This window comes from Rhizobium sp. 18065, assembly GCF_902706095.1.
Taxonomy (GTDB): Bacteria; Pseudomonadota; Alphaproteobacteria; order Rhizobiales; family Rhizobiaceae; genus Allorhizobium.
In genome coordinates, this window is the sequence record NZ_CACSJP010000001.1 from 423,913 (window position 1) to 450,317 (window position 26,405).

General features: G+C 60.6%; 25 protein-coding genes and 1 tRNA gene. 18 read left to right on the top strand and 8 right to left on the bottom strand.

Features of this window, described 5'->3' with window-relative positions:
• The first annotated feature begins 26 nt into the window (after positions 1 to 26).
• The 5 genes from GVK95_RS02070 (at position 27) to GVK95_RS02090 (ending at position 5,788) form a co-directional block, all read left to right on the top strand.
• Entirely contained in the window at positions 27 to 521 is a 495-nt protein-coding gene (locus GVK95_RS02070) for a molybdopterin-dependent oxidoreductase (RefSeq protein WP_159946200.1), read from the top strand.
• Complete coding sequence (locus tag GVK95_RS02075; RefSeq protein WP_159946201.1) at positions 521 to 2,782, top strand: ATP-binding protein; 2,262 nt, start codon at positions 521 to 523, stop codon at positions 2,780 to 2,782. The genes GVK95_RS02070 and GVK95_RS02075 overlap by 1 nt, the downstream gene beginning before the upstream one ends.
• Positions 2,783 to 2,799: 17 nt before the next feature.
• A complete protein-coding gene (locus GVK95_RS02080; protein WP_159946202.1) occupies positions 2,800 to 3,888 on the top strand; it encodes an HD domain-containing phosphohydrolase in 1,089 nt (362 codons plus the stop codon).
• Positions 3,889 to 3,967: 79 nt separating this feature from the next.
• On the top strand, positions 3,968 to 5,005 hold the full coding sequence (gene pyrC, locus GVK95_RS02085; RefSeq protein WP_159946203.1) for a dihydroorotase: 1,038 nt from the start codon (positions 3,968 to 3,970) through the stop codon (positions 5,003 to 5,005).
• A 207-nt stretch (positions 5,006 to 5,212) separates the two neighbouring features.
• On the top strand, positions 5,213 to 5,788 hold the full coding sequence (locus GVK95_RS02090; RefSeq protein WP_159946204.1) for a glyoxalase superfamily protein: 576 nt from the start codon (positions 5,213 to 5,215) through the stop codon (positions 5,786 to 5,788).
• A gap of 60 nt (positions 5,789 to 5,848) precedes the next feature.
• Here the strand turns inward: GVK95_RS02090 and GVK95_RS02095 are convergent, their stop codons facing one another.
• A complete protein-coding gene (locus GVK95_RS02095) occupies positions 5,849 to 5,998 on the bottom strand; it encodes a DUF3096 domain-containing protein (protein WP_159946205.1) in 150 nt (49 codons plus the stop codon).
• Positions 5,995 to 6,201 (bottom strand): hypothetical protein, encoded by a 207-nt coding sequence (locus GVK95_RS02100; protein ID WP_159946206.1) that lies wholly within the window; start codon positions 6,199 to 6,201, stop codon positions 5,995 to 5,997. Before GVK95_RS02100 ends, GVK95_RS02095 begins: the two co-directional genes overlap by 4 nt.
• Positions 6,202 to 6,260: 59 nt before the next feature.
• Between GVK95_RS02100 and GVK95_RS02105 the strand changes: the two genes are divergently transcribed.
• Both GVK95_RS02105 and GVK95_RS02110 read left to right on the top strand, forming a co-directional pair.
• A complete protein-coding gene (locus GVK95_RS02105; RefSeq protein ID WP_159946207.1) occupies positions 6,261 to 6,953 on the top strand; it encodes an orotate phosphoribosyltransferase in 693 nt (230 codons plus the stop codon).
• A gap of 76 nt (positions 6,954 to 7,029) precedes the next feature.
• Positions 7,030 to 7,956, top strand: a complete 927-nt coding sequence (locus GVK95_RS02110) for a carbohydrate kinase (protein ID WP_159946208.1) — start codon at positions 7,030 to 7,032, stop codon at positions 7,954 to 7,956.
• 70 nt (positions 7,957 to 8,026) lie between these two features.
• On the opposite strand, the gene pgi is transcribed toward GVK95_RS02110, so the two are convergent.
• On the bottom strand, positions 8,027 to 9,652 hold the full coding sequence (pgi, locus tag GVK95_RS02115) for a glucose-6-phosphate isomerase (protein ID WP_159946209.1): 1,626 nt from the start codon (positions 9,650 to 9,652) through the stop codon (positions 8,027 to 8,029).
• Positions 9,653 to 9,751: 99 nt separating this feature from the next.
• Positions 9,752 to 11,458, bottom strand: a complete 1,707-nt coding sequence (locus GVK95_RS02120; protein WP_159946210.1) for a long-chain fatty acid--CoA ligase — start codon at positions 11,456 to 11,458, stop codon at positions 9,752 to 9,754.
• Positions 11,459 to 11,690: 232 nt separating this feature from the next.
• Here GVK95_RS02120 and GVK95_RS02125 point away from each other — a divergent pair, with 232 nt between their 5' ends.
• A complete protein-coding gene (locus tag GVK95_RS02125; RefSeq protein ID WP_159946211.1) occupies positions 11,691 to 12,083 on the top strand; it encodes a PRC-barrel domain-containing protein in 393 nt (130 codons plus the stop codon).
• Positions 12,084 to 12,345: 262 nt separating this feature from the next.
• Here the strand turns inward: GVK95_RS02125 and GVK95_RS02130 are convergent.
• Both GVK95_RS02130 and GVK95_RS02135 read right to left on the bottom strand, forming a co-directional pair.
• Positions 12,346 to 12,421: transfer RNA gene (locus GVK95_RS02130), tRNA-Thr, on the bottom strand.
• Positions 12,422 to 12,733: 312 nt separating this feature from the next.
• Positions 12,734 to 13,693 (bottom strand): nitronate monooxygenase family protein, encoded by a 960-nt coding sequence (locus GVK95_RS02135; protein WP_159946212.1) that lies wholly within the window; start codon positions 13,691 to 13,693, stop codon positions 12,734 to 12,736.
• Positions 13,694 to 13,775: 82 nt separating this feature from the next.
• Here GVK95_RS02135 and GVK95_RS02140 point away from each other — a divergent pair, with 82 nt between their 5' ends.
• On the top strand, positions 13,776 to 13,964 hold the full coding sequence (locus GVK95_RS02140; RefSeq protein ID WP_159946213.1) for a hypothetical protein: 189 nt from the start codon (positions 13,776 to 13,778) through the stop codon (positions 13,962 to 13,964).
• Positions 13,965 to 14,002: 38 nt separating this feature from the next.
• Entirely contained in the window at positions 14,003 to 15,235 is a 1,233-nt protein-coding gene (locus tag GVK95_RS02145; protein WP_159946214.1) for a hypothetical protein, read from the top strand.
• A 70-nt stretch (positions 15,236 to 15,305) separates the two neighbouring features.
• Here the strand turns inward: GVK95_RS02145 and ppk2 are convergent, their stop codons facing one another.
• Positions 15,306 to 16,187: a polyphosphate kinase 2 gene (gene ppk2 / locus GVK95_RS02150; protein ID WP_159946215.1), complete on the bottom strand. Its 882-nt coding sequence runs from the start codon at positions 16,185 to 16,187 to the stop codon at positions 15,306 to 15,308.
• A 245-nt stretch (positions 16,188 to 16,432) separates the two neighbouring features.
• Here ppk2 and phoR point away from each other — a divergent pair, with 245 nt between their 5' ends.
• The 7 genes from phoR to phoB all read left to right on the top strand — a co-directional run bounded on the left by phoR (position 16,433) and on the right by phoB (position 24,142).
• Entirely contained in the window at positions 16,433 to 17,701 is a 1,269-nt protein-coding gene (gene phoR, locus GVK95_RS02155) for a phosphate regulon sensor histidine kinase PhoR (RefSeq protein WP_159947436.1), read from the top strand.
• 197 nt (positions 17,702 to 17,898) lie between these two features.
• Positions 17,899 to 18,942, top strand: coding sequence for a substrate-binding domain-containing protein (locus tag GVK95_RS02160; protein WP_159946216.1), 1,044 nt, complete (start codon positions 17,899 to 17,901; stop codon positions 18,940 to 18,942).
• Positions 18,943 to 19,029: 87 nt separating this feature from the next.
• Positions 19,030 to 20,490, top strand: a complete 1,461-nt coding sequence (pstC, locus tag GVK95_RS02165; RefSeq protein WP_159946217.1) for a phosphate ABC transporter permease subunit PstC — start codon at positions 19,030 to 19,032, stop codon at positions 20,488 to 20,490.
• Positions 20,487 to 21,842, top strand: a complete 1,356-nt coding sequence (gene pstA, locus GVK95_RS02170) for a phosphate ABC transporter permease PstA (RefSeq protein ID WP_159946218.1) — start codon at positions 20,487 to 20,489, stop codon at positions 21,840 to 21,842. The genes pstC and pstA overlap by 4 nt, the downstream gene beginning before the upstream one ends.
• Positions 21,843 to 21,909: 67 nt before the next feature.
• Positions 21,910 to 22,671 carry a phosphate ABC transporter ATP-binding protein PstB gene (gene pstB, locus GVK95_RS02175; RefSeq protein ID WP_230173245.1) on the top strand — a complete coding sequence of 254 codons (762 nt, stop codon included), beginning with the start codon at positions 21,910 to 21,912 and terminating at the stop codon, positions 22,669 to 22,671.
• A 46-nt stretch (positions 22,672 to 22,717) separates the two neighbouring features.
• On the top strand, positions 22,718 to 23,431 hold the full coding sequence (phoU, locus tag GVK95_RS02180) for a phosphate signaling complex protein PhoU (RefSeq protein ID WP_159946219.1): 714 nt from the start codon (positions 22,718 to 22,720) through the stop codon (positions 23,429 to 23,431).
• A gap of 27 nt (positions 23,432 to 23,458) precedes the next feature.
• The gene (gene phoB / locus GVK95_RS02185; RefSeq protein WP_007607803.1) at positions 23,459 to 24,142 is read left to right on the top strand and encodes a phosphate regulon transcriptional regulator PhoB; all 684 of its coding nucleotides are present in this window, start codon (positions 23,459 to 23,461) and stop codon (positions 24,140 to 24,142) included.
• Positions 24,143 to 24,224: 82 nt separating this feature from the next.
• On the opposite strand, the gene GVK95_RS02190 is transcribed toward phoB, so the two are convergent.
• A complete protein-coding gene (locus GVK95_RS02190; protein ID WP_159946220.1) occupies positions 24,225 to 24,758 on the bottom strand; it encodes a GcrA family cell cycle regulator in 534 nt (177 codons plus the stop codon).
• A 439-nt stretch (positions 24,759 to 25,197) separates the two neighbouring features.
• Between GVK95_RS02190 and GVK95_RS02195 the strand changes: the two genes are divergently transcribed.
• The gene (locus tag GVK95_RS02195; RefSeq protein WP_159946221.1) at positions 25,198 to 26,394 is read left to right on the top strand and encodes an aspartate aminotransferase family protein; all 1,197 of its coding nucleotides are present in this window, start codon (positions 25,198 to 25,200) and stop codon (positions 26,392 to 26,394) included.
• Positions 26,395 to 26,405 lie beyond the last annotated feature (11 nt).

A 26,405-nucleotide genomic window follows, 5' to 3' on the forward strand; every position in this document is an offset into this window, starting at 1 on the left:
CCGAGTTCGGGCCTGAGGAAAGAGCCATGAAGCGCATTCTGATCGCATTGCTGGCTGCAGCCATGTCGGGTGTTTCCGCATTCGCGCTGGAAGCGCCCACCGGCCTGGTCGTCTTGACCGTCAAAGGCGCTGTAGCCAACACCAATGTCGGCGATACCGCTGCTTTCGATATCGCGATGCTGGAAAAGCTCGAGAGCCGCCAGGCGATCGTGGAAACCCCGTGGACGACAGGCAAGGTGACGTTCGAGGGGCCGCTTCTGCGTGCAGTGCTCCGGGAAGCCGGTGCGTCCGGGAAAACACTCACCGTGCGCGCCCTGAATGATTATTCTGCAGAGATTCCGATGGTCGACGCGGATATCGCTACCATCCTTGCGACCCATCAGGATGGACAGCGCATGTCGGTGCGTGAAAAGGGTCCAGTGATGCTGGTCTATCCTTTTGACCTTGATCCGGGCCTGTACAACGAAAAATACTTTTCGCGTTCGGTCTGGCAGATCAAGGAAATCGAGGTCTCCAAGTGATGGACCAGCGGGCAACAGTCAGGCAGACAGCGGGGGAGGGCAGCGTTGCCCTGATCCTGCAGATCCTGTGCGCTGTGCTCCTCTTTGTCCTGGTTCTGCTGTTTGTCGATATCGCCCGCCAATACCGGATCATGGAAGACGGGGTGCGTGAAAACGCCTTGTGGTCGGTTTATCAACTGGACCGCGAGGTCAGGACGCTGGACGTCAGTCTGGCCGAACTTCGCCGTCAGCCTGCCACCGAAAAGCTCCAGGAAGAACTCGCCCTGCGCTATGACATTTTGTATTCGCGCGTGGATGTCGTCGAGGAGGCCAAGTTCGGCAGTTATTTTGCCGACGATCAGCAGATCCGCGGCCTGATTGACGGCATGGCTTCTGCCGTCCGTGCCCTGCAGCCGTTGTTCGATCGCTATGCTGCCGGGCGCTTGCCCACCGCTGCAGAGCTTGATGAGCTCGATACGGCTCTGGCCTCTCTGGCTCTGACGTCGCAAGATCTGTTGATCCACACCAATGCCCGCCTCAGCCATGAGCGTGCCGATAGCCGCAACCTGATCCTCGGCCTGGAGCGGACTTCCTTCGTGATGCTCGGGCTGCTGATGGCGTCCGTCGTCTTCCTTGTTGTCACGCTCAACCGCCAGCTGAGATCGGTCCGCGAAACCAGCCGCGATCTGGAGGTCATGGCGAGCCAGTTGTCGGAGGCCTATGAAGCGGCCGATGCCGGAAACCGGGCGAAGTCGCAGTTCATGGCGACCATGGGCCATGAAATCCGCACTCCCCTCAATGCCATCCTCGGCATGTCGGAATTGCTGGAGCTGTCTGAACTGCCCGAAGACACGCTCTATAGCGTCAAGACCATTCGCTCTTCCGGCGAAGCGCTGCTCGAGGTGATCAACGAGATCCTCGACTTCTCCAAGATCGAGCATGGCAAGCTTGAGCTTGAGCAGCGGGCATTCGATGTCTGTGGTCTCGCCGAAAGCACCGTCAGCATCATCCGTGGCCGTGCCGAAGATCACAAGAACACAGTCATCCTCGACCTGCCGGAATCGCTGAATAGCCTGTTCGTCAGGACCGATCCGACCCGTTTGCGCCAGGTCCTGCTCAACCTCCTGTCCAATGCGGCGAAGTTTACCCATGACGGCACGGTCACGCTGCGCCTGCGCGAGTTTTATCGCGAGGGCAAGCTGATGATCCGCTTCGAGGTCGAAGACACCGGTATCGGCATCGATGAGGCCGGCCTCGACAAGCTGTTCAAGCCCTTCTCGCAGGTCGATGCCTCGATCAGCCGTCGTTACGGCGGCACCGGACTTGGTCTGACCATCTGCAAGCAGATTGTCGAAAAGCTGGGCGGTGAACTCGGCATGAGCAGCACCGTCGGCGTCGGCAGCATTTTCTGGTTCGAATTGGCGGTCGTCCCGGTCAGCCGCGAAGACATCAAGAAACTGACGGCCGCGCGCGACAGCGAAGAGGATCTGCCACGGCTGAAAATCCTGCTGGTGGAAGACAATCGGGTCAATCAGATCGTCGCCACGCGCTTTCTTGCAAGGCTCGGCCAGGATGTGGAAATTGCCAATGACGGCACGGAAGCCGTGGTCATTGCCCGCCAGCAGAAGTTCGACCTCGTGCTGATGGACATGCAGATGCCGGTGATGGACGGCATCGAGGCGACGCGCCGGATCATTGCCGAACGCGGTCCGTCTGCCGAAACGCCGATCATCGCAATGACCGCCAATGCTTCGGATGACGACCGTCGTCGCTGCCTGGATGCCGGCATGTCCGGCTTCGAATCCAAACCGGTAACCCTGGAAAGATTGCGCAAGATGATTGCCGACGCAACAAACCCAGTCGACGAAACCACGCTTTCGGCCGCGGCCGACATCAGCGAAGAAGTCCCAGGCCTTCCGCAGCCGGACCTGAGCGACGTCATGCCGCTTCCGGCTCTGCCGGGCCTCGGCATCGAGGGCCTTGATGAGGCGCGCCATGCCGAACTGGTGGACGCGCTCGGCGAGGAAGTTTTCCAGGAACTGGTCGAGTCGTTCTTCGACGACGCGACGTCCCTCATGGTTGATCTCAACCAGGCTGTGCAGAAGCCGGATCCGGAAAAGATCGACCGTGTTCTGCACACGATCAAGGGCGCGGCGGTCAATGTCGGGCTGAATGAAATCGCGGTGAAGGCGAATGCCCTGCGGGGTCATCCGCCATCGCCTGCACAAGTCGAATTGCTGGGCGAAGAAATCCTCGCCCTTAAATATAAATTGGTAGCCTGAGAGGCACGGAGGCGTTCATGCGTATTTTGTTGGTAGACGACAACAGTACTAATCTGAAGCTTCTGACGAAGCTTGTCGGCAAGCTCGATAGTTGCGAGGCTTTGACCTATTCCAGCCCCGATGCCGTCCTGTCGGCCCTGCCGGAACTGGATTTCGACATTGCTATCATCGACTACCAGATGCCGGTCTACAATGGTGTCGAGCTCTATACCGAGATTGTTCGGTTCGAAAAATATGCCCAGGTCCCGGTCATCTTCATCACCGGCGACAAGGACATGACCACGCGTATGGCGGCACTCAATGCCGGCGCGATCGATTTTCTCACCAAGCCGGTCAATCCAGTCGAGTTCAACGCCCGTGTGCAGAACATCGTCAGCCTGGCCCGCGCCCGCCGACAGCTCGCCGATCAGGCCGAATGGTTGCGCCGCGAGGTCGAGCGTGCCGTTGGAGAGTTGCGCGAGCGCGAGCAGGAGATCATCCATCGCCTGACGCTCGCAGCCGGTTATAAGGACCCCGATACGGCCCGCCACACCCTGCGCGTTGCCGCCTATTCCGAAGCGATCGCTGTCGAGCTCGGTCTTCCGCCGCAGGTCTGCCACGACATCCGCCTGGCGGCCCCGATGCATGACATCGGCAAGGTCGCGATGCCCGATACGGTGCTGTTGAAGCAGGGACGGTTGACCGAGTCGGAATATCGCCAGATGCAGGCGCATGCCCAGATCGGCAGCGACATTCTCGGCCAGGCGCATTCCTCGCTTCTGCAGCTGGCCTCGGAAATTGCAGCCAGCCACCATGAACGTTGGGACGGCCAGGGTTATCCGAATCGGATCACCGGTTCTGCCATCCCGATTTCGGGCCGCATCGTCTGCATCGCCGACAATTTCGACGCGCTGACGACCGAGCGTCCTTACAAGCCGGCCTGGAGCTTCGAGCGCACTGCCGAGCATATTCTCGGACGCGCTGGCACCCAGTTCGATCCGGATTGTGTTGCCGCCTTCGAACGGGCACTGCCGCGCATCCAGGCGATCATGGAGCAGGACAGGCGCGAGCAGGCCGAGGAAGCCGAACGTGTCAGCATCGCATCCGGCGACCACCGGGTTGCCTGAGAACCTTTGATCGTGCCTTCGAACGTGCTAAGGGCGGCAAGTTCTGCTCGTCCACGTTATCGATGCCGGAGGCACGTTCATGCGCTCACTGACTATTCGCCGCCCTGATGATTGGCACCTGCATCTGCGCGACGGCGCCATGATGGAAGGCGTGATCGGCGATACCAGCCGTCATTTCGCCCGCGCCATCATCATGCCGAATCTCGTGCCGCCGGTCGTCACCACGGCGGATGCCCGCGCCTATCGCGAGCGCATCGTCAACGCGATCCCGGATGGCGACACGTTCGAGCCGCTGATGACCCTTTACCTCACCGAAGGCACCAGCCCGGATGATCTGGAAGAGGGCAAGGCAAGCGGCTTGATCACGGCCGTGAAGCTTTATCCTGCCGGTGCCACGACCAATTCCCATGGCGGCGTGCGCGATTTCGAAAAGGCGATGCCGGCGCTCGAGCGCATGGCAAAGATCGGCCTGCCGCTTTGCGTCCATGGTGAAGTCACCACGCCGGACGTGGATATCTTCGACCGCGAAAAAGTCTTCATCGACACGGTGCTGGATCCTCTGCGCAAGCGCCTGCCGGAGCTCAAGGTGACGATGGAGCATGTGACGACCTCCGACGGCATCGACTATATCAAGTCGGCCGAAAGCAACCTTGCAGGCTCGATCACCACCCATCATCTGATCATCAATCGCAATGCCATCCTGGTCGGCGGCATCCGCCCGCACTATTATTGCCTGCCGGTCGCCAAGCGCGAGAGCCACCGCCTAGCCCTGCGCGCAGCGGCAACCTCCGGCGACCGCCGCTTCTTCCTCGGCACGGATTCCGCCCCGCACATCGATCCGCTTAAGGAATGCGGCTGCGGCTGCGCCGGCATCTACACGTCGATCAACACGATGAGTTGCCTGGCCCATGTCTTCGAGCAGGACAATGCGCTCGACAGGCTGGAAGCCTTCGCCTCGCTCAACGGTCCGGCCTGGTATGGTCTGCCTGCCAATGACGAGACGATAACGCTCGTTCGTCGCGACGAGCCGGTCGATTTCCCGGCAAAGATCGAGACAGGCGCCGGCACGGTAACCGTGTTCGACCCCATGTTCCCGCTGCATTGGGACGTCGCCTGAGGCACAATCCACTCCCGCGTCGCTTGTCAGTCGCGCGACGCCAGGCTAGCCTGCGGTCAGGCCGGATGCAGCCTGCCGCCCGCAGCGGAAATGCCATGGTGAATGCATCCTATCCGGTCTCATCCGCCCAATCCGGGTTGCCAGATGACGAATGGGTCAGCAATGCGGGCGCTGATAGCTCCATTCGTCTCTTGCAGAGGATGAAACATGCGCGATTTTCGCGATGCCAAGATCATGGCCAAATCGCTCCGTCAGCGTTTGACGGAACGCGGCCTGACAATCTCCCACAGTGAAGCGCTGGAACTCGTGGCCGAGCAGTTCGGCTTTGACGACTGGAACATTCTGGCGGCAAAGCTGGCCGCCGCCGAGACGCTGGCGCCGGCCGCAATACCCCTGTCTGCCCCCCTGATTGCACCACCCATCCCGATCTTCCGCATTTTCGACGTGACCAAGGCACGGGAGTTCTATTGCGACTATCTCGGCATGACTGTCGATTGGGAGCATCGGTTCGGCGAAAACTTTCCGCTCTATTTTCAGGTGTCTCGCGGCGCGCTCATCCTGCATCTGAGCGAACATTCCGGTGACGCCAGTCCGGGTGCCCGGATCTTCGTCTGGGTAACCGACGTCGTGGCGATCCATCGAGAGATCACCGCGCGCGACTATCGTTTTCTCAAGCCTGGACTTCAGGATGCGCCCTGGGGTCGAGAACTGCACCTGACCGACCCGTTCAGCAACCGCATTACCCTGTGCGAGAAGGCTGAGCTTGCCCCCGGCGGCAAGTAATGTTGCCTATCTTCTTTAAAAAGCACTCCCCGCCATCCCTCGGATGGCGGGGATCATCCATCAAAGAGTGACGAGCTGCGGCCAAAGCCCGGTGATGCCGACAAGGATCAGATAGATCGCCACGACATAGTTGAGCAGTCGTGGCATGACGAGGATCAGGACGCCTGCGATCAATGCGATAATCGGCTGGATGGCGAGTGTGGCGTTCATTGGGTCTTTGTCTCCTGGGTTTTGAAGGTCTCGAACAACGGCCTCGAAACAATGTCGGCGGCATTTTTGATCGCGACAAGCCCCACCGAATTGGACGGGTGCCGCACCCAAAAGGCCTGCGGCTGTTTAACCCGACCGAGGCCGTATTGTTCCATCAACGCAAGGGCATCGATCGCTTTGCGGAACGCAGACAAGGCAAGCATCTGGTCTCGCCGTCCGCTTCCTGCTATGGGCGCATGAACCGCATATCAAGGAGCGCCGGATGACCCAGACCACATTCACCGATCCTGCCGTCATGGCTGAACTCGTCGCGAAGATGCTTTGGGAAATCAAGGCGGTGCACTTCAATGCGGCCGAGCCCTACAAGCTGTCGTCGGGCATGCGCAGCCCCGTCTATATCGATTGCCGCAAGCTCCTGTCCTATCCGCGCGTCCGCTCCGCAGTGATGGATTTTGCCGCAGCCACCCTGATGCGCAATGCCGGCTTCGAGCAATTCGACTGCATCGCCGGTGGCGAGACGGCCGGCATTCCCTTCGCCGCCCTGCTTGCCGATCGCCTCGGCCTGCCGATGATCTACGTGCGCAAGGCGCCCAAGGGCCACGGTCGCAATGCCCAGATCGAGGGCAACATGCCGGAAGGATCACGCGTGCTCGTCATCGAAGACCTGACGACAGCCGGCGGCAGCATGTTCAAGTTCATCGAGGCTGTGCGCGCGGCCGGCGGTATCGTCGACCACGGCATTGCACTGTTCTTCTACGGCATTTTCCCGGAAGCAGAGCAGCGCTTCGAAGACGGCAAGGTCAAGCTCCACTACATCGCCACATGGCGCAACGTTCTGGCCGTCGCCCGCGAGCAGATGCTTTTCGACGAGAAAACCCTGTCGGAAGTCGAGGCTTTTCTCGACGCGCCGCTCGACTGGTCGGGCCGCAATGGTGGGGTTTCGTCGCTCGGCTGAGCAATTGCTCAAAGTCGCGCTGGAAAAACCAAACCATTTCGTTTAAATCGATTGAAACATCTATCGGGAGGTCGAGATGATCCTGTGTTGCGGCGAAGCGCTGATCGACATGTTGCCACGCGAAACCACGCTCGGCGAGCGGGCCTTCTCGCCCTATGCCGGCGGCGCGATCTTCAACACGGCGATTGCGCTGGGGCGTCTCGGCATCGACACCGGCTTCTTCACCGGCCTGTCCGATGACATGCTCGGCGACATCCTGCGCGACACGCTGAAATCCTCCGGCGTCGATTTCAGCTATTGCGCCACGCTGTCGCGCCCCTGCACCATCGCGCTGGTCAAGCTCACCAACGGCCAGGCATCCTATGCCTTCTACGATGAAAACACCGCTGGTCGCATGATCACCGAGGCCGACCTGCCGACGCTCGACGACAGCTGCGAGGCACTGCATTTCGGTGCTATCAGCCTTATCCCCGAACCCTGTGGCTCGACCTATGAGGCGCTGATGGCCCGAGAGCACAAGACCCGCGTGATCTCGCTCGACCCGAACATCCGCCCCGGCTTCATCAAGGACAAGGCCGCCCACCAGGCTCGCATCGCGCGCATGGCCGACATGTCCGATATCCTGAAATTCTCCGACGAGGACCTCGACTGGTTCGAGCTATCAGGCACCCAGGACGAACGCGCCGCCTACTGGCTGACGCGCGGCGCCAAGCTCGTCGTTCTCACCAAGGGCGCGGAAGGTGCCACCGGCTACACCGCGAACTTCAAGGTCTCGGTCCCGTCCAACAAGGTCGAGGTGGTCGACACCGTCGGCGCCGGCGACACGTTTGATGCCGGCATCCTCGCCTCGCTGAAGCGTCAGGACCTGCTGACCAAAGAGAAGGTCGCGACGCTGTCTGAAGAGGCGGTGCGCGAGGCGTTGACGGTTGGCGCGAAGGCGGCGGCGGTAACAGTATCGCGGGCAGGGGCCAATCCGCCGACGGCAGCCGAGATCGGGTTCTGAGGGAAGCCGATTGCAGAAAAGAAGAACGGCCGGTTTCCCGGCCGTTTTTTTATGTGATCACGGCGCGTGTTCAGCCTTTCTTGGCGATCAGCACTCCGACCAGCCCTTCCGTCGAACTGTCATGCCCCGTCGCAGCCACCTTGCCCTGCACGACCGGCAACAACCCTGTCGCCAGTTCTTTGCCAAGCTCCACGCCCCATTGGTCGAAGGAGTTGATCCGGAACAGCACGCCCTCGACGAAGACGCGGTGTTCGTAGAGCGCGATCAGCCGGCCAAGTGCAAATGGCGTCAGCTGGTCATAGACGAAGGTGATCGACGGCCGGTTGCCGGAAAACACCCGGTGCGGCGCGAGGAAGTCGGCATCCGCGTCCGAAACGCCCTTGGCGGTGAGCTGACCCTTCGCCTCGGCCAGCGTCCGGCCCTTCATCAGCGCTTCCGATTGCGCCAGGCAATTGGCGATCAGCAGCTCGTGCTGGTGGCGCAGTTCCGGCTCGAAACCGTTGGCGGCGATCATGAACTCGGCCGGGATCACGCTCGTACCCTGATGGATGAGCTGGTAGAAGGCGTGCTGGCCATTGGTGCCGGGTTCACCCCAGACGACGGGACCGGACGCGCCTGAAACCGGTTTGCCGTCGATCGTCACGCTCTTGCCGTTTGATTCCATGTCGAGCTGCTGCAGGTAAGCCGGAAAGCGCGACAGCCGCTGGTCATAGGGCAGGATAGCGCGGGTCTGGTAGCCCAGCACGTTGCGATGGAAGACGCCGAGTGCGCCAAGCAGCATCGGCAGGTTTTCCCGGAAGGGGGCTTCGCGGAAATGCTCGTCCATGGCATGGGCGCCGTCGAGGAAGCGGCCGAAATTCTCAGACCCGATGGCGATCATCAGCGGCAGGCCGATCGCCGACCAGATCGAATAGCGCCCGCCGACCCAGTCCCAGAAGCCGAAGACACGGGTCGGATCGATGCCGAACGCGGCGACCTTGTCGAGTGCCGTCGAGACGGCGGCAAAGTGATGCCCGACCGATGCCTCGCCGAGCGCGTCGGCGATGAAGGCGCGCGCCGTCTGCGCATTGGTCATGGTCTCGATCGTGGTGAAGGTCTTGGAGGCGACGATGAACAGGGTCGTTTCCGCCGAAAGCTGCTTCAGCGTGTCGGCGATATGCGCGCCGTCGATATTGGAAACGAAATGCAGTTTGGGGCCGTCATGGAACGGCGAAAGCGCCAGCGTCGCCATCACCGGGCCGAGATCCGAGCCGCCGATGCCGATATTGACCACGTCCGTGATCGCCTTGCCGGTCGCGCCCTTGATGCTGCCCGAGCGAACACCCTCGGCAAACCGGCCCATGGCCTCCAGCACGCCGTTGACGTCAGGCATCACGTCCCGGCCATCGACCAGCACCGGGCGGTTCGAGCGGTTGCGCAGCGCCGTGTGCAGGACCGCGCGACCTTCGGTGAAGTTGATCGCTTCGCCGGAGAACATCGCCTCGCGCTTGGCTGCAACGCCGCCATCCGTGCACAGCTGCTCGAGCAGCACTATCACCTCGTCATTTACCGCGCATTTGGAATAGTCCATCAGCAGGTCGCCTGTTGCGGCGCTGAAGCGGCTGAAGCGTGTGCCGTCGGCGGCAAAGGCCGCCCTGAGATCGTCGGCATGTGTGGCCGCGACAGTGCTGGTCAGCTGATCGATGATGGCTTGCATGGGCGGGTCCCCGTTTCGAAAACGATGGCGGGACATTATGCGGAGCATACGGCGGGATCAAGTCGGTGAAGAGCCTGACCCCGTCGGATTTCAATCGATTTATTTTTGATCGCGCAATTCACGCCTGAGGATCTTGCCGACATTGGTCTTCGGCAGCTCGGTGCGGAATTCGATGAAACGCGGCCGCTTGTAGTTGGTCAGGTTCGCGGCGCAATGGGCCTTGAGTTCGTCGATCGTCAGCGCCGGATCCTTTTTCACCACGAAGAGCTTCACCGCCTCGCCCGAATGTTCGTCCGCCACGCCGACGGCGGCGCATTCGAGCACGCCCGCATGCATGGCCGCCACTTCCTCGATCTCGTTCGGATAGACGTTGAAGCCGGACACCAGGATCATGTCCTTCTTCCGGTCGACGATCTTCGAGTAGCCGCGCTCGTCCATGTAGCCCATGTCGCCGGAGCGGAAGAAGCCATCCTCGGTCATCACCTTGGCGGTCTCTTCCGGGCGCTGCCAATAGCCGGCCATCACCTGCGGTCCGCGGATGCAGATTTCGCCAACCTCGCCGATCGGCAATGTCTGGCCGTCCTCGTCGCGGATCTCGATATCCGTCGACGGCAAAGGCAGGCCGATCATGCCGGAGAACTCGTTGTTGTCGAGCCGGTTGACCGTCGCCACCGGCGAGGTTTCCGAAAGGCCGTAGCCCTCGGTGATCGGACGCCCGGTCATTTGCAGCCAGCGTTCGGCCACCGGCCGCTGCACGGCCATGCCGCCACCCAGAACCAGCATCAGCGATGAGAAGTCGAGGTTCTTGAAGTCCGGATTGTTCATCATCGCGTTGAACAGCGTGTTGAGCCCGGGAAACACATGCGCCTTGAAACCCTGCAATTCCTTGACGAAGCCGGGAATGTCGCGCGGATTGGCGATCAGCAGGTTGTGCCCGCCCAGTGCCACGCCCATCAGTGAATTCACCGTCAGCGCGAAGATGTGATAAAGCGGCAGCGCGCAGACGAAATTCAGCACGTCCGGACGGCCCTTGTCGGCAAAGGCTGCTTCCAGCCACAGCGCGATCTGCTGCTTGTTTGCCAGAAGATTGGCATGGGTCAGCGTCGCGCCCTTGGAGACACCGGTCGTGCCGCCGGTATATTGCAGGAAGGCGACGTCGCTGGAACTCACCTCGACCGGCTTCAGTGTCTGGCCAGCACCTTCGGCCAGCATCGCCTTGAAGCCCGTATGGCCGGGGATCGACCACGCCGGCACCAGCTTTTTCACCTTGCGCACGACGAGGTTGACGATGTGACCCTTCAGGCCCAGCATGTCGCCCATGGCGCAGACGATCACGTGCTTGACATTCGTGCGCACTAGGACCTGCTCGACCGTATGGGCGAAGTTTTCCAGCACCAGGATTGCCTTGGCGCCGCTGTCCTTCAACTGGTGTTCCAGCTCGCGCGGCGTATAGAGCGGGTTGACGTTCACCACGATCATGCCCGCGCGCAGGATTCCATAGACCATTACCGGGTTCTGCAGGATGTTAGGCGTCATCACGGCAACGCGGTCGCCCTTCTGCAGCCCCTTGGACTGCAGCCACGCGCCGACCTTGCGCGACTGTGCCTCGAGTTCGCGAAACGTCATACCGCGACCCATGCTCGAAAATGCCAGCCGGTCGCTGTATTTGGCGCAGCTCGCTTCGAAAAGCGCGCCGAGCGAGGGATGGGCATGCGGGGCAATGTCTGCGGGCACCGAGGACGGATAGGAGCCGAGCCAGATTTTCTCGGCGGCGCGACCGCTGTGGCGGCTCAAGGTTTCCGACATGTATTCCTCCCGAATGTCATTTTTGCCTGCGCGCCTGTCCCGGCACGAACTCCTCCTCAGGGCTCGTAAAGCTTATGCTTTCGCCGGATCAGTGCAAGCCCCGCGAACTTATATAACCTTGACGTAAACGTCAATAATTCTCCCGCATACGGTTCCGAGCACCGCTCAAAGGGGAACCATACGGGCAGCACGCCGTTCTCTATCCATCGACAACAACAATGGAGGTAACCCGATGTTGCATCAGAATCAGTCCACCCAGGGTCGCGACCCTTATGTGAAGGATACCCCGACGCTGATCGCCAGCGACAAGGTCGAAGGCACCGCGGTCTATGGCGCCGATGGCAAACGCATCGGTTCGATCCAGCGCATCATCCTCGAGAAACGTGGTGGTCGCGTCGCCTATGCCGTGCTTAGCTTCGGCGGCTTCTGGGGTATCGGTGACGATTATTATCCGCTGCCGTGGGAAAAGCTGCGCTACGACGAGGAACTCGACGGCTATCGTCTGGACATGACCAAGGAGCAGGTCGAAGGCGCGCCGCGTTACCGGGATGACGATAGCGACTGGTACAAGAACAACGGCCGCTCGGTCTATGACTACTACGGCGTCCCGCCATACTGGATGTAATCCGCGCGATCAGATCAACTGGAAAAGGCTCCGTTCGCGGGGCCTTTTTTACGTCTGGTCTCGGGTGGCCAAGGACGGAGATGTCGGGAGTAATGAACGGCAGCGTAATCTCGCTGCAGCGGGAGAGACGTCAATCAACCCACCCGAGCCCGTACTAGAATTACGGCACTCGCGCTCGCGGCGTCCACTGACACAAAATTCAGCGCACGGCCAGAACTTTTAAGTCAGCGTGCATCTTTGCATGTACCGGATTTTTGAAAAATGGTGCCGCTTGCAGGACTCGAACCTGCGACCCCATCATTACGAATGATGTGCTCTACCACCTGAGCTAAAGCGGCACGCGGCGAAGAGGCAAGGCCCGTCCGCGTTTGGTGATGCGGCTGATACAGGCATTGCCCCATGATTTCAAGCCGGATTTCTGTCAGCGGCGCAAAAAAAGGCCCTAAAAGGGCGAAGGCAAAGGCGTAGAGCGTGTCGATGTTCGCATACCCACGGCTCACGTCAGCCACCCTTGCGCCGGCCGGTTCTGCGGTCCGCCGAGATCGCCGCTGTCGCAGTCCTTCGATGTCACAAGTCTATGGTCGCGTCGGCGCAACTACATGAAATTCCTCCCGCAAGGGTTTGCGGGAGAAACGCCAGCAGTGCTTGTCTCAGCCGCAAATCGCCTTTTTTGCGTCTAAATATTCGCGTTCCAGCCGATCGACGACCATGGCCACTGGCTCGATCGCCTTGACCGCGCCGATCCCCTGGCCGCAGCCCCAGATATCCTTCCAGGCCTTGGCACCGGTGGTCGCCTTGTCGAAGTCCATCTTCGAGGGGTCGGCTTCCGGCAGATTGTCGGGATCAAGGCCGGCAGCGGCAATGGAGGGCTTGAGGTAATTGCCGTGAATGCCGGTGAAATAGTTGGAATAGACAATGTCATTGGCTTTGGCATCGACGATCGCCTGCTTGTAGGCGTCGGAGGCGCGGGCTTCATCGGTCGCGATGAACGGCGAGCCGATATAGGCCATGTCGGCCCCCATTGCCTGGGCTGCCAGCACCGCGCCGCCATTGGCGATTGCCCCGGCAAGCAGCAGCGGACCGTCGAACCATTCGCGGATTTCCTGAACCAGCGCAAACGGCGACAGCGTGCCCGCATGGCCGCCAGCGCCGGTGGCGACCGCAATCAGCCCGTCGGCACCCTTGCGGATCGCCGAATTCGCATGCCGGTTGTTGATCACGTCATGCAGCACGATGCCGCCGTAGCTATGCACGGCGGCATTCACCTCCGGAACGGCGCCGAGCGAGGAAATGACGATCGGCACCTTGTATTTGACGCACATCATCAGATCATGCTCGAGCCGCTTGTTCGACGTGTGCACGATCTGGTTCACCGCAAACGGGGCTGCCTTGCGGTCAGGGTTTTTCGCGTCATGGGCGGCCAGCTCTTCGGTGATTTCGGCCAGCCATTCGTCGAGCTGCGCCTCGGGGCGCGCATTGAGCGCCGGAAAGGCGCCGACAATGCCGGCCTTGCACTGGGCAAGCGTCAACTGGGGGTTTGATATGATGAACAGCGGCGAGGCGACGACGGGCAGCCTCAGGTTGTCTTTCAGGATCGACGGCAGTGCCATCACTTCACCTCCCATGAAGTTACGTTTACGAAAACGTCAATTGATTATCAGAAGCCCGGTGTCGAGGGAAGGCAGGATCGGTATGATCGTCGCCGCATCCGGCAGCCATGCCGTTTTGGGTCTTGAGGTGCACCCGGATGCCGGCCGGATCACCGGGAGGGAGACCGGAAAGTCTCGCATCGGTCGCATTCCTGTGTTTATTGTTGCCCAGTTCGGCTTTCTGGGCTTGCAGATAAAAAAGTCAGCGGTTACCGAATCGTTACCAGTTTGACGATGTGCAGGGGCGACCCCAGAGGAGTATGGCGGCCAGTGAACGGATTGGAGACAGCCATCAGGAACGCGCTTGAGCGTTCGGATCGATCTAACGCCGAGACGCGCGCGCGCATCTACCAGTCTGCACGCCAGGCCCTGGAAAGCGGCTTGCGCAAGCAGAACATCAATGATGTCGAGACCGTCAACTACCAGCGGCGTAAGCTCGAAACGCTGATCCATGAGGTCGAACTTGAGGAGCGTGCGCGCCTCGACATGACTGTCGCGCCGCCCGATAGGGCGCTGACCCCGTCACAGACTCAGGCTCAGGCACAGGCACGCGACGCGGCACCGTCCGTTTCGACGCAGATGCAAACCTCGGCCGAAACCCCTGCATCGGCGCACGGTCCCCGCGCAGAGCCCGCATTTGCCGCAGCCCCGAGCCCGAACCCGGCCCCGAACTCGAATGCCGGCTCTACCGGCCGCATTGTCGACCGTGATCCGGTCTTTGATGAGGACCTGCATGCCTCGCCTCGCGACGAGCGCGATCAATCCTCTGATGCCGATGGACCGATGCCGGACATGCGGTCCGAAGGGCCGCTGCGCAAGCCGCGCCGGCGTCGCGGCTTTTTCTCGCGCCTGTTCATTCTGGCCATCCTGTTGACGGGTGCCGGAACGGCGGCCTGGTGGGTCTATTCCTCCGATCTGCTGCTCACCGATGCCGAGCGCGATACCAGCGTGCCCAATCCACCGCCGCGCGCGGAAGAAGAGGATTTCAACGGAACCGAAAGCGCACCGCAGATCCCGCAGGGTCCACAGGCGCTCGACAGCCGCGGCGGGTTTTCCGATGATTGGATCGATGTATTCGAGCCACAGCAGATTGCCGCCATCCGTCCGCGTGCCAACGGCATGGTTGATGTCGTGACCGCCAGCGACGGAACGGCAGTTCGTCTCGGCTCGCGCAGCGGCGATGCCGACGGCGCGATCGAAATCACTGTGCCGGCCGACGTGTTGCGCGAAATGGCCGGTCGCACGTCGACGATCGCGCTCACCCTGCAATCGGCCGATGACAAGCCGGTGCAGATTTCTGTCGACTGCGATTTTTCGCGCCTTGGTGCTTGTCCCCGCCACCGCTTTACCATCAACCCGCAACGGCTGGATGCCCTGTTCCGGGTGAGTTTCGACAGCGGAATGGCACCCGCCAGCGCCGGGCGCCTGATCATCAATGCCGATCTGTCGGGCGGCGGTCGCGGCGTCAACCTCTATACGGTGCGCATTCTGCCCGGCCAATGATCCGGCCCCGTCCAATGATTCTGGCGGGTCGAAGCATCGGATCAATGTGGGACCCCGTGGGCCGGCGCGTTCATTTGAGGAAATCCGGCCCCTTGCCGATGATCTTCTTGTCCAGCTTGCCGATCTTGTCTTCGTCCTTGCCCTCGTAGTCGATCGACAGCAGCATGTGGCGTATGATGTTCAGGCGCGCGCGTCGCTTGTCATTGGCATGCACGACCGTCCAGGGCGCATGGTCTGAATGCGTCTCTTTCAGCATGCGGTCCCGCTTGGCGGTATAGTCGTCCCACTTGTTCAGGGCCGCGATATCCATCGGCGACAGTTTCCACACTTTCAGCGGATCATGACGGCGGTCATGGAAACGCTTCAGCTGCATTTCCCGACCGATATCCAGCCAGAACTTGAAGAAGATTATGCCTTCCTGGACGATCAGTTTCTCGAAGCGGGTCGCCTGCTTGAAGAAGTCCTCGTATTGCTCCGGCGTGCAGAAGCCCATGACCGGTTCCACGCCGGCGCGGTTATACCATGAGCGGTCGAACAGCATGGATTCGCCGGCTGTCGGGAAGTGGTAGACATAGCGCTGGAAATACCATTGGCCGCGCTCCGTCTCGGTCGGCTTGGTCAGCGCCACCACCCGTGCAGAGCGCGGGTTCATGTAGGCGAGGGTCGAATGAATGGCGCCGCCCTTTCCCGCCGCATCGCGCCCTTCGAACAGCGCCATCACCCGCTTGCCGGTCTTCTGCATCCAGAACTGCACCTTGACCAGTTCGATCTGCAGCCGTTCCAGCTCCTTGTCGAAGGTCTGCTGGTCCAGCTTCTTGTCATAGGGGAAGCCGCCGGATTGCAGGGCATGGTCATCGATCCACTTCGGCAGCTCTGCCGCGTCGATGTCGAACACCCGCTCCACGCCGCCGATCTTCAATGTGGTTGCACGGCTCTCTGTCAGCGTGTCCATGGGGCTCCTCTCCGGCTTGCCTGCGGTCCATGCGCAGTTGTTCTCCATAGTGAGCGCATGGCGGTCATGATTTCAAGCCTTTGCTGATGGGGGACGGCGCTCCGGCCGCAACGATAAATCGAAAGCGCCGATGGCGGGCCGCTGAAACTTCTGTCATGAATCGCGGCTATCAGGGTGTGACACATGATGGGCGAGGCGTTCTGCGCGTGACTGAAGACGATGATACCGGCGGCTGGCGCCGCGCAATGCTGCATGTTTTGTCCGGCTGGCCGTATAGCGTCGCTGCGCTGGCGGTTTCGATTTCGGCTTACGGCGCCGGCGCAAAACCCGGATTTGCCGCGGCACTGTTCATCGTGTTTTTTGCGCTCATCCTGCTGCGCCGTTCTCCGCCGGTCGAAGGCCGGGTCGCGATCACAGGTTCGTCCGAGGGTGAGCCGCTGACATCCGATCCGTCTCCGCAGATTGCGGCCGTGATCGACGCTCTGGATTTGCCGATCTTTGTCATGGGGCGTGAGGCCGACCTGCTGGCGCAGAACCGGGCGGCGGAAAAGGCCTTCGGTGCTTTGGCTGTGGGCGCGCATATTTCCGCCCGCTGGCGCTCGCCGGGCATTCTCGACATGGTCCGCGAAACTATCGCGACTGGAGAACCCAATCAGATCGAACATTCCGAACGGCTGCCGTCCGAGCGCGTCTATGTGGTGCGCATCGCCCCCATCCCGCTCCAGGATTTCGCGCCCCGGGATTTCGCGCTGGAGGATAACGAAGGAATGGATACCGCAGGCAATGCCCGGTTCTTCCTCCTGTCTTTCAAGGATATCTCCGATCTGCGTCGTCTCGACCAGATGCGCAGCGATTTCGTCGCCAATGCCAGCCACGAGCTGCGCACGCCGCTCGCCTCCCTGCGCGGCTTCATCGAGACCATGCAGGGGCCGGCCAAAGACGACGTAAAGGCGAAGGAACGTTTCCTGTCGATCATGCTCGACCAGGCCAATCGCATGAGCCGTCTGGTCGATGACCTGCTGTCTTTGTCGCGGCTCGAACTGAAGGCCCATCTCGCGCCCGATCGCATGGTCGACCTTGTGCCGGTGCTCGGCCATGTCCGGGATTCGCTGGCGCCGCTGGCAAGCGACCTGAATGTGGAAATCCGGCTCCAGGTGCCCGACGGCAAGGTCGAGGTGCTCGGCGATCGGGACGAACTGGTCCAGGTGTTCGAGAACCTGATCGAGAATGCCTGTAAATATGGTCAGGATGGCCAGTTCATCGAGGTAACGGTTCGCCGCGAGCCCGGAGGCTCTACCGAAGTCAGCGTCCGGGACAATGGGCCGGGCATCCCGGCCGAGCATGTTCCGCGCCTGACCGAACGCTTCTACCGCGTCAGCGTCGAGGACAGCCGCTCGAAAAAGGGCACTGGCCTGGGGCTTGCGATCGTCAAGCATATCCTGACGCGCCACCGCGCCCGGTTGATCGTGAAGTCGGAATTGGGCAAGGGAACGGACTTTACCGTCCGCTTCTGACACAAAACTCAGCAAGGCAACGGGGTCTCTGTCGTAAACGATGAAGTTTCAATGACTTAAGTTGTCACAAATGTTTCATCGATCTGACATAAAAGGATGAGGTTAGTCCGGCTAAGAACAGGGCGCCGTTCGGTTGTGGCAATGAACTTGGTTTGCGGCCGCACCTTTATACGAGCCCATCAACGGGAGAATCCATTATGAACGTTTTGAAAATTGCCGCAGCAGCACTTGTTGCTTCTGTTGCCTTCACCGGCGCCGCCGTTGCCCGCGATCAGGTCCAGATCGCTGGTTCCTCGACCGTCCTTCCTTATGCTTCGATCGTTGCTGAAGCCTTTGGCGAAAACACAGAATTCGGTACACCGGTTGTCGAATCCGGCGGTTCGGGCGCTGGCCGCAAGAAGCTTTGCGAAGGCGTGGGCGAGAACACCATCGACATCGCAAACTCCTCGTCGCGCATCAGCCAGGCTGATATCGACCTCTGCGCTGCCAATGGCGTGAAGGACATCCAGGAAGTTCGCATCGGTTACGACGGCATCGTCTTCGCTTCCGACATCAATGGCCCGGAATACGCCTTCACCCAGGCTGATTGGCACAATGCCCTGGCTGCCAAGGTTGTGAAGGACGGCAAGCTGATCGACAACCCGTACAAGGCATGGAACGAAATCCGCGCCGACCTGCCGGCCCAGCCGATCCTCGCCTTCATCCCCGGCACCAAGCACGGCACCCGCGAAGTGTTCGACGAGAAGGTAATCGTCGATGGCTGCAAGGAAGACGGCGCCTATGACCTTCACCTTGCTGCTGCCGAGAATGACAAGTCCAAGGCCTCTAAGGCCTGCATGGCGCTCCGCACAGACGGCGTCTCCACCGACATCGACGGCGACTACACCGAAACGCTGGCTCGTGTTGCTGCCAACAAGAACGCCATCGGCGTTTTCGGCCTGTCGTTCTACCAGAACAACACCGACAAGCTGCGCGTCGGCACCATGGCCGGCGTCCTGCCGTCCGTTGAGACGATCGCCAAGGGCGAATATCCGGTTTCGCGTCCGCTATACTTCTACGTCAAGAATGCACACCTTGATGTGATCCCCGGCCTGCAGGAATACGTCGAGTTCTTCGTATCCGACGACATGGCCGGCCCGAACGGCCCGCTGGCTGCCTATGGCCTGGTTTCCGATCCGGAACTTGCCAAGACCCAGGAAATGGTCAAGAACCGCACCCCGATGGGTCCGCTGAAGAAGTAATTTCGGCTACATCCGGCGGCGCGATCCTTGCGCCGCCGGTTTTCATTGTTGTTTGACGATGTGAGATTTTCAGGGGATGTGGGCGAAATGAGTGTGGGCATCATTATCCTTGTTATACTGGGGCTTGCGGCGCTTGGCTTTGTTTTCGGCAGGCAGCGCGCTTTGTCTCTTTGGGCGCCCGGCAGCGCCAAGCTGCACTCGCTTCCTGGCTATTACGGCCAGATGGTTGCGCTGTTCACGGCCGTGCCGGCCTTCTTTCTGATGGTTCTGTGGCTTTCGGTGCAGCCGACCTTCATCGAGGGGCGCATCAGCGGCATGATCCCGGAAAGCGTGGTGCCAGAAGGTGGTGCGCACAGCCTTGTCATGTCCGATGTGCGCCGAATTGCCGGCGGTTTGAATTCAGTTATTGCAAAGGGTGGCGTCGGCGAGGATGAACTCGACGACGGACGTATCGATTTCAACAATATCCGCGCGCGCCTCGCCGAAGTCGGTGTCGCCCTTGGCGGCGACGTGCCGATCGAAGTGTTCGAGGCCGCCAAGGCCTATAGGCAAAGCGCAGAAACCAGCAATATGGTCATGACCGTCGCGGTCCTGGCCCTGGCCTTGATCATGGGTCCGCTGGCCTATCGGAGCATCCGCCCGGAACAGCGCGCACGCAATCTCACCGAAGGTTTTGTCAAATGGGTGCTGATGGCGTCGTCGCTGGTCGCCATTATGACCACCGTCGGCATCGTTGGCTCGCTGGTCTTCGAGACCATCAGCTTCTTCAAGATGTATCCATGGCAGGATTTCTTCTTCTCCACGGTCTGGAATCCGCAGTTCCGCGGCGGCTCTGATCTCGGCATTCTGCCCTTGTTGTGGGGAACAATGTACGTGTCGGTCATTTCACTGATCGTCGCTGTTCCACTCGGCCTGATGATTGCCGTCTTCCTGTCGGAATATGCTGGTCCGAGGACACGCAGCATCGTCAAGCCGGCCATCGAAGTTCTGGCGGGCATCCCGACGATCGTCTACGGTCTGTTCGCGCTGGTCACGGTTGGCCCGTTCCTGCGCGATTGGTTTGCCGAACCGCTCGGCCTCGGCACCTCCTCGTCCTCGGTTCTGACTGCCGGTCTGGTCATGGGTGTCATGATCATCCCCTTTGTCAGCTCCCTGTCTGATGACATAATCAATGCCGTTCCGCAGGCGCTGCGCGACGGTTCCTATGGCCTCGGTGCCACGCAGTCGGAAACCATCAAGCTGGTCGTTCTGCCTGCTGCGCTGCCGGGTATCGTGGGTGCCGTACTGCTTGCGGCCAGCCGGGCGATCGGGGAAACCATGATCGTTGTGCTGGGTGCGGGTGCCGCGGCCAAACTCGATCTTAATCCATTCGAAGCCATGACGACCGTCACCGTCAAAATCGTCAGCCAGTTGACGGGCGACACGGAGTTTTCGAGTCCCGAAACGCTGGTGGCTTTTGCTCTCGGCTTGACCCTCTTCGTCATAACGCTCGGGCTGAACGTAATGGCCCTCTATATCGTGCGCAAATACCGGGAGCAGTACGAATGACCGACATCTCCGTGTTCAGCAACATCGCCGCACCGCCGAAAGGCAAGTCGCTTCTTGCCCCGGATGACCGTACCCGCCGCCGCAACGCTGCGGAGGTTCGTTTCCGCCTGATGGGCAAGATTGCCGTATGCGTTGGCATGCTGGCTCTGGTCGGCCTGCTGGCATCGATCCTGTCGAATGGCGCATCCGCCTTCCGCCAGACCTATATTTCGCTGGATGTGTATCTGGACCCCGCTCGCCTGGACAAGGCTGGCGATCGGAACCCGGAAAACATCGCTAAAGCCTCGACATTCGCTTATGTGCCGCTGATCGAGAAGGCACTCAGTGACGTGATGGCGGCCAAGGGCATCGCCGTCGATACCATGAACGCAAAGGCTGCGGCCGAACTTATATCCAAAGAGGCCCCGGCCGATCTGCGCCGGTTCGTTCTGGCTGATCCTTCGGTCATCGGCGGCACGCACTCCTTCGATTTTTTGGCAGCCGGCCGCATCGACGGCTTCTACAAGGGGCGGGTGACCATGGAAAGCGCCGCCCTCGATCGCAATACCTCGCCCGAACAACTCATGCTGGCGGACAAGCTGAAGGAAGCCGGCATCCTGACGACACGCTTCAACTGGTCCTTCTTCACCGCGCCGGATGCTTCCGATACGCGGCCCGAGGCGGCTGGCCTGGGTATCGCGATCATCGGCTCCATTTACATGATGCTGATTGTCGTTTGCTTGTCGCTTCCGCTAGGCGTCGCGGCATCGATCTATCTCGAAGAATTCGCTCCTCAGAACCACTTTACCGATCTTATCGAGGTCAATATCGCGAACCTTGCGGCGGTGCCGTCGATCGTGTTCGGTATCCTCGGCCTCGCGGTGCTGATCAATTTCTTCGGTCTTCCCCAGTCCGCTCCGATCGTTGGCGGTCTGGTACTGACCCTGATGACACTGCCGACGATCATCATCGCCACCCGCGCCGCTTTCAAGGCCGTGCCGCCGTCGATCCGCGACGCCGCCCTCGGCGTTGGTGCCTCCAAGATGCAGTCCATCTTCCACCATGTTCTGCCTCTGGCAATGCCCGGCATCCTGACCGGCACGATCATCGGCCTTGCCCGCGCGCTGGGCGAAACAGCACCGCTGCTGCTTATCGGCATGGTGGCCTTTGTGCGCGAGTTCCCCGCCGGTCCTCCGGAAGGTCTATTCAACCCGGCCTCCGCCCTGCCTGTTCAGGTCTATAACTGGACCCAGCGCGGCGACCCGGCCTTTGTCGAGCGTGCATCCGGTGCGATCATCGTGCTGCTGGTATTTCTGATCATGATGAACCTAATTGCAATCATTCTTCGCCGCCGCTTCGAGCGTCGTTGGTAAAAGGAGCGTAGAGATGAACAACATGTCCACGAGCAACATAACAACGACGCCGACGAAGGCTTCCACCATGAACGAAACCAAGATTTCCGCCCGCGACGTTCAGGTCTACTATGGCGACAAGCACGCCATCATCGATGTGAATATCGAAATCCGCCCGCGCACGGTCACGGCCTTCATCGGCCCGTCCGGTTGCGGCAAGTCGACCTTCCTGCGCTGCATCAACCGCATGAACGACACGATCGCGAGCTGCCGTGTTGAAGGGCATATCTCGATCGATGGAGAAAACATCTATGATCCGAAGGTCGACCCGGTACAGTTGCGCGCCAAGGTCGGCATGGTGTTCCAGAAGCCTAACCCGTTCCCGAAGTCTATCTATGAAAACGTCGCTTACGGCCCCCGTATCCACGGTTTGGCGCGGTCCAAGGCGGATCTGGACGAGTTGGTGACTTCGGCCTTGCAGAAGGCGGGCCTCTGGAACGAAGTCAAGGATCGCCTCGACAGCCCTGGCACGGGCCTGTCCGGCGGCCAGCAGCAACGCCTGTGCATTGCGCGCGCGGTTGCAGTCAGCCCCGAAGTCATCCTGATGGATGAGCCCTGTTCGGCGCTCGACCCGATCGCGACTGCCAAGGTTGAGGAACTTATCCACGAATTGCGGACGAACTTCACCATTGTCATCGTTACGCATTCGATGCAGCAGGCTGCCCGCGTCTCTCAGCGTACGGCCATGTTCCATCTGGGCAATCTCGTCGAAGAGAACGATACGGACAAGATGTTCACCAATCCAGACGATCAGCGCACGCAGGACTACATCATGGGTCGCTTCGGCTGATCCTCTGTTGCCCTTGCAGTCGTTTCTCTTATCAGGATGCTAAAACATGTCTTCTACCCATATTCTGTCGGCCTTTGACGACGAACTGAAATACCTGATGCGCCGTATCTCGGAAATGGGCGGCATGGCAGAGCAGATGGTCGCTGAAAGCGTCCGCGCTCTGGTCAATACCGATGGCGCGCTGGCCCAGAAGGTCATCTCCGACGACGTCGTCATGGATGCGACCGAGCGCGAAATCGGCGACAAGGCGATCGTCATGATCGCCCGCCGCCAGCCGATGGCAGCCGATCTTCGCGAAATCATCGGCGCCCTGCGCATCGCCAGCGATCTGGAGCGTGTCGGCGACCTCGGCAAGAGCAATTGCAAGCGCGTGATGGCGGTCCAGAGTTCGGGCATCCCGCGCAAGCTCGCCCGCGGCATCGAGCATCTGTCTGATCTCGCCCTTGCCCAGCTCAAGGAAGTACTGGACGTCTACACCACGCGTTCGGCGGAAAAGGCGAAATCCATTCGCGATCGCGATGAAGAGATCGACTCCATGTATACCTCGCTGTTCCGCGAGCTTTTGACCTACATGATGGAAGATCCGCGCAACATCACCAGCTGCACGCATCTGCTCTTCTGCGCCAAGAACATCGAGCGCATCGGCGACCACGCAACCAATATCGCCGAAACGATCTACTACATGACGACCGGTGCCCAGCCCGAGGGCGAGCGTCCGAAGGAAGACCTCACGTCCTCCGTCGGCGCGATCAATGAGTAAGCCGTCACTAACGGGGTTTTGCCTTTCATGTTGCCGAAAATAGCTGTCGTAGAGGATGAGGAGGCGCTCAGCGTCCTCCTCCGCTACAATCTCGAAGCCGAAGGCTACGAGGTCGAGACGATCCTGCGTGGGGATGAAGCCGAGCTTCGCCTGCAGGAGCGTGTGCCGGATCTGTTGATCCTGGACTGGATGCTGCCGGGCGTTTCCGGCATCGAGCTCTGCCGTCGCCTGCGGGTGCGCCCGGAAACCGAGCGTCTGCCGATCATCATGCTGACGGCCAGGGGTGAGGAAAGCGAACGTGTTCGCGGGCTCGCGACCGGCGCCGACGACTATGTCGTCAAGCCGTTTTCGACGCCCGAACTGATGGCGCGCGTCAAGGCCATGTTGCGTCGTGCCAAGCCCGAGGTTCTGTCCAGCGTGCTGCGCTGCGGCGATATCGAACTGGATCGCGAGACCCACCGGGTCCATCGCAAGAGCCGCGAAGTGCGTCTCGGCCCGACGGAATTCCGCCTGCTTGAATTCCTGATGGCATCGCCCAGTCGCGTCTTTTCCCGCTCGCAACTGCTGGACGGCGTCTGGGGCCATGACATCTATGTCGACGAACGCACGGTCGATGTGCATGTCGGTCGCCTGCGCAAGGCACTGAACTTCTCCAACATGCAGGATGTCATCCGCACCGTCCGCGGTGCAGGCTACTCCATGGAAGTCTGAGCGCTTCGCCTGCAGTCTGACAAGCAATAAAAAAACGGGCCCAAAAGCCCGTTTTTTTGTATCTGCTCTTTGCCGTCGGCCTTTAGCGGGCTGCCCTGCGGCGTTCGCTCACCGGCTGGTAGGCCATCTTGGCATGGTAGCCGCAATACGGCGACGCATCGTTGATTTCGCAACCGCAGAAGTGGAAGTCGTCCTTCATCGGGTCGCCGATCGGCCACTTGCAGGTGCGCTCGGTCAGTTCCGTCAATGCCAGGCGACGCGAAATCGGCACCACGACATTCGAAGGGCGCGACACTTCGACTTCCTCGAAAATATCGACTTCGATCTCTTCCTTCAGCATGTTGCCGCCGGCCGCACGGGTTACCGTGCGGGTGGTTGTCGCGGTGCGGCCCTGGAACGTGGTCGGACGCTGTGCTGCCGGTGCCGGACGCTTGGCCGGGCGGGCCGCCGATGTGCTGCCGCCTGCCTTGGCGCGACCCGGCAGGTTCAGCCGGTGCACCTTGCCGATAACAGCATTGCGGCTGACGCCGCCCAGTTGCGCTGCGATCTGGCTTGCGCTCAGGCCTTCGGCCCAGAGGCGCTTTAGTCTCTCGACGCGTTCATCAGTCCAGTTCATGCCGTATTTCTCCGCCGCTCGCGTGTGTGATGGCAGAATCCCTCACCGTTGCTTCGAATGAATTCGAAACAAAAAAACCGCCTCGTTACTGTCGGTGACTATTTCCGCCGCATTGCTCGATTTATTGAATGTTAACCTACTGGTCGGGTGACTCTGTGACAAGAGTCGGGGGAATCATCTCGAATCGATTTCGTGGTTTTCCCCAACTTGCTTCCCGAGTGAGTCAAGTCTGCAACACTCCCAAATAGCGATTACGGCACGACGTCCGGTACTCCCCTCAATCGCCTGCAGGCCCTCATTTTCCTGTAAGTTTCGTTGACATTGCAAGGTTAAATGGGGATAGTGCCTCCGCCGCCGCAAGGCGGCATTTTTAATTTTTGACCTGCCAATAGGCGTCTTTGCTGCTGCTGGACGCCGCCAATCAAGGATGACGAACGCCATGGCCGAAGCGACGCCGCTTTATCAGACCTACAATCGGGCGCCCCTGCGTTTCGAGCGAGGCGAGGGCGTCTGGCTCGTCACCGAGGGCGGTGACCGCTATCTCGATTTTGCAGCCGGCGTCGCCGTCAACTCGCTGGGCCACGCCCATCCGCATCTGGTCGAAGCCCTGAAGGCGCAAGCGGACAAGCTCTGGCATGTCTCCAACCTGTACGACGTGCCTGGCCAGGAAACGCTTGGCCGGCGCCTGACGGAGGCGACATTTGCCGATCGTGTCTTCTTCACCAATTCCGGTGCCGAAGCGCTGGAATGCGCGATCAAGACCGCGCGCCGCTATCATTTCACCAAGGGCCATCCGGAAAAATTCCACATCATCACCATGGAGGGCGCCTTCCACGGCCGCACCATCGCGACGATCGCTGCCGGTGGCCAGGAAAAATATCTCGAAGGTTTCGGCCCCAAGGCGCCGGGCTTCGATCAGGTGCCGTTCGGTGACATCGACGCCGTCAAGGCGACCATCTCCGATGCGACGGCGGCCATTCTTGTCGAGCCGGTTCAGGGAGAGGGCGGCATCCGCGCCATCCCCGTCGAGATGCTGCGCGAACTGCGCGCCATCTGCGACGAGCATGACCTGCTGTTGATCCTTGATGAAGTGCAGTCCGGCGTCGGCCGGACCGGCAAGTTCTTTGCCCATGAATGGTCGGGTATCACGCCGGATATCATGGCTGTGGCCAAGGGCATCGGCGGCGGCTTCCCGCTCGGCGCCTGCCTCGCCACAGAAGAGGCCTCCATTGGCATGAAGGCCGGCACCCATGGCTCGACCTATGGTGGCAATCCGCTCGCCATGGCCGTCGGCAACGCTGTACTCGATATCGTGCTGGCCGATGGTTTCCTCGATCAGGTGCGCGATGTAGCACTCGTCTTCCGCCAGGGGCTGGCCTCGCTGCAGGATCGTTTCCCTGATGTCATCGCGGAAATCCGCGGTGAAGGCCTGATGCTCGGCATCAAGGCCAAGGGTCCGAATACCGAACTGCTGATGGCCATGCGCGACCAGCATCTTCTCGGCGTGCCGGCAGGCGACAACGTTATTCGTCTTCTTCCGCCGCTCGTGACGACGGCAGAAGAGGCGCGCGATGGCCTGCGTCGCATAGAGCTTGCCGCAGAGCAGGTTCGTCACAAGGCCGCAGCAATCGCTTGAAACGCGCAGGA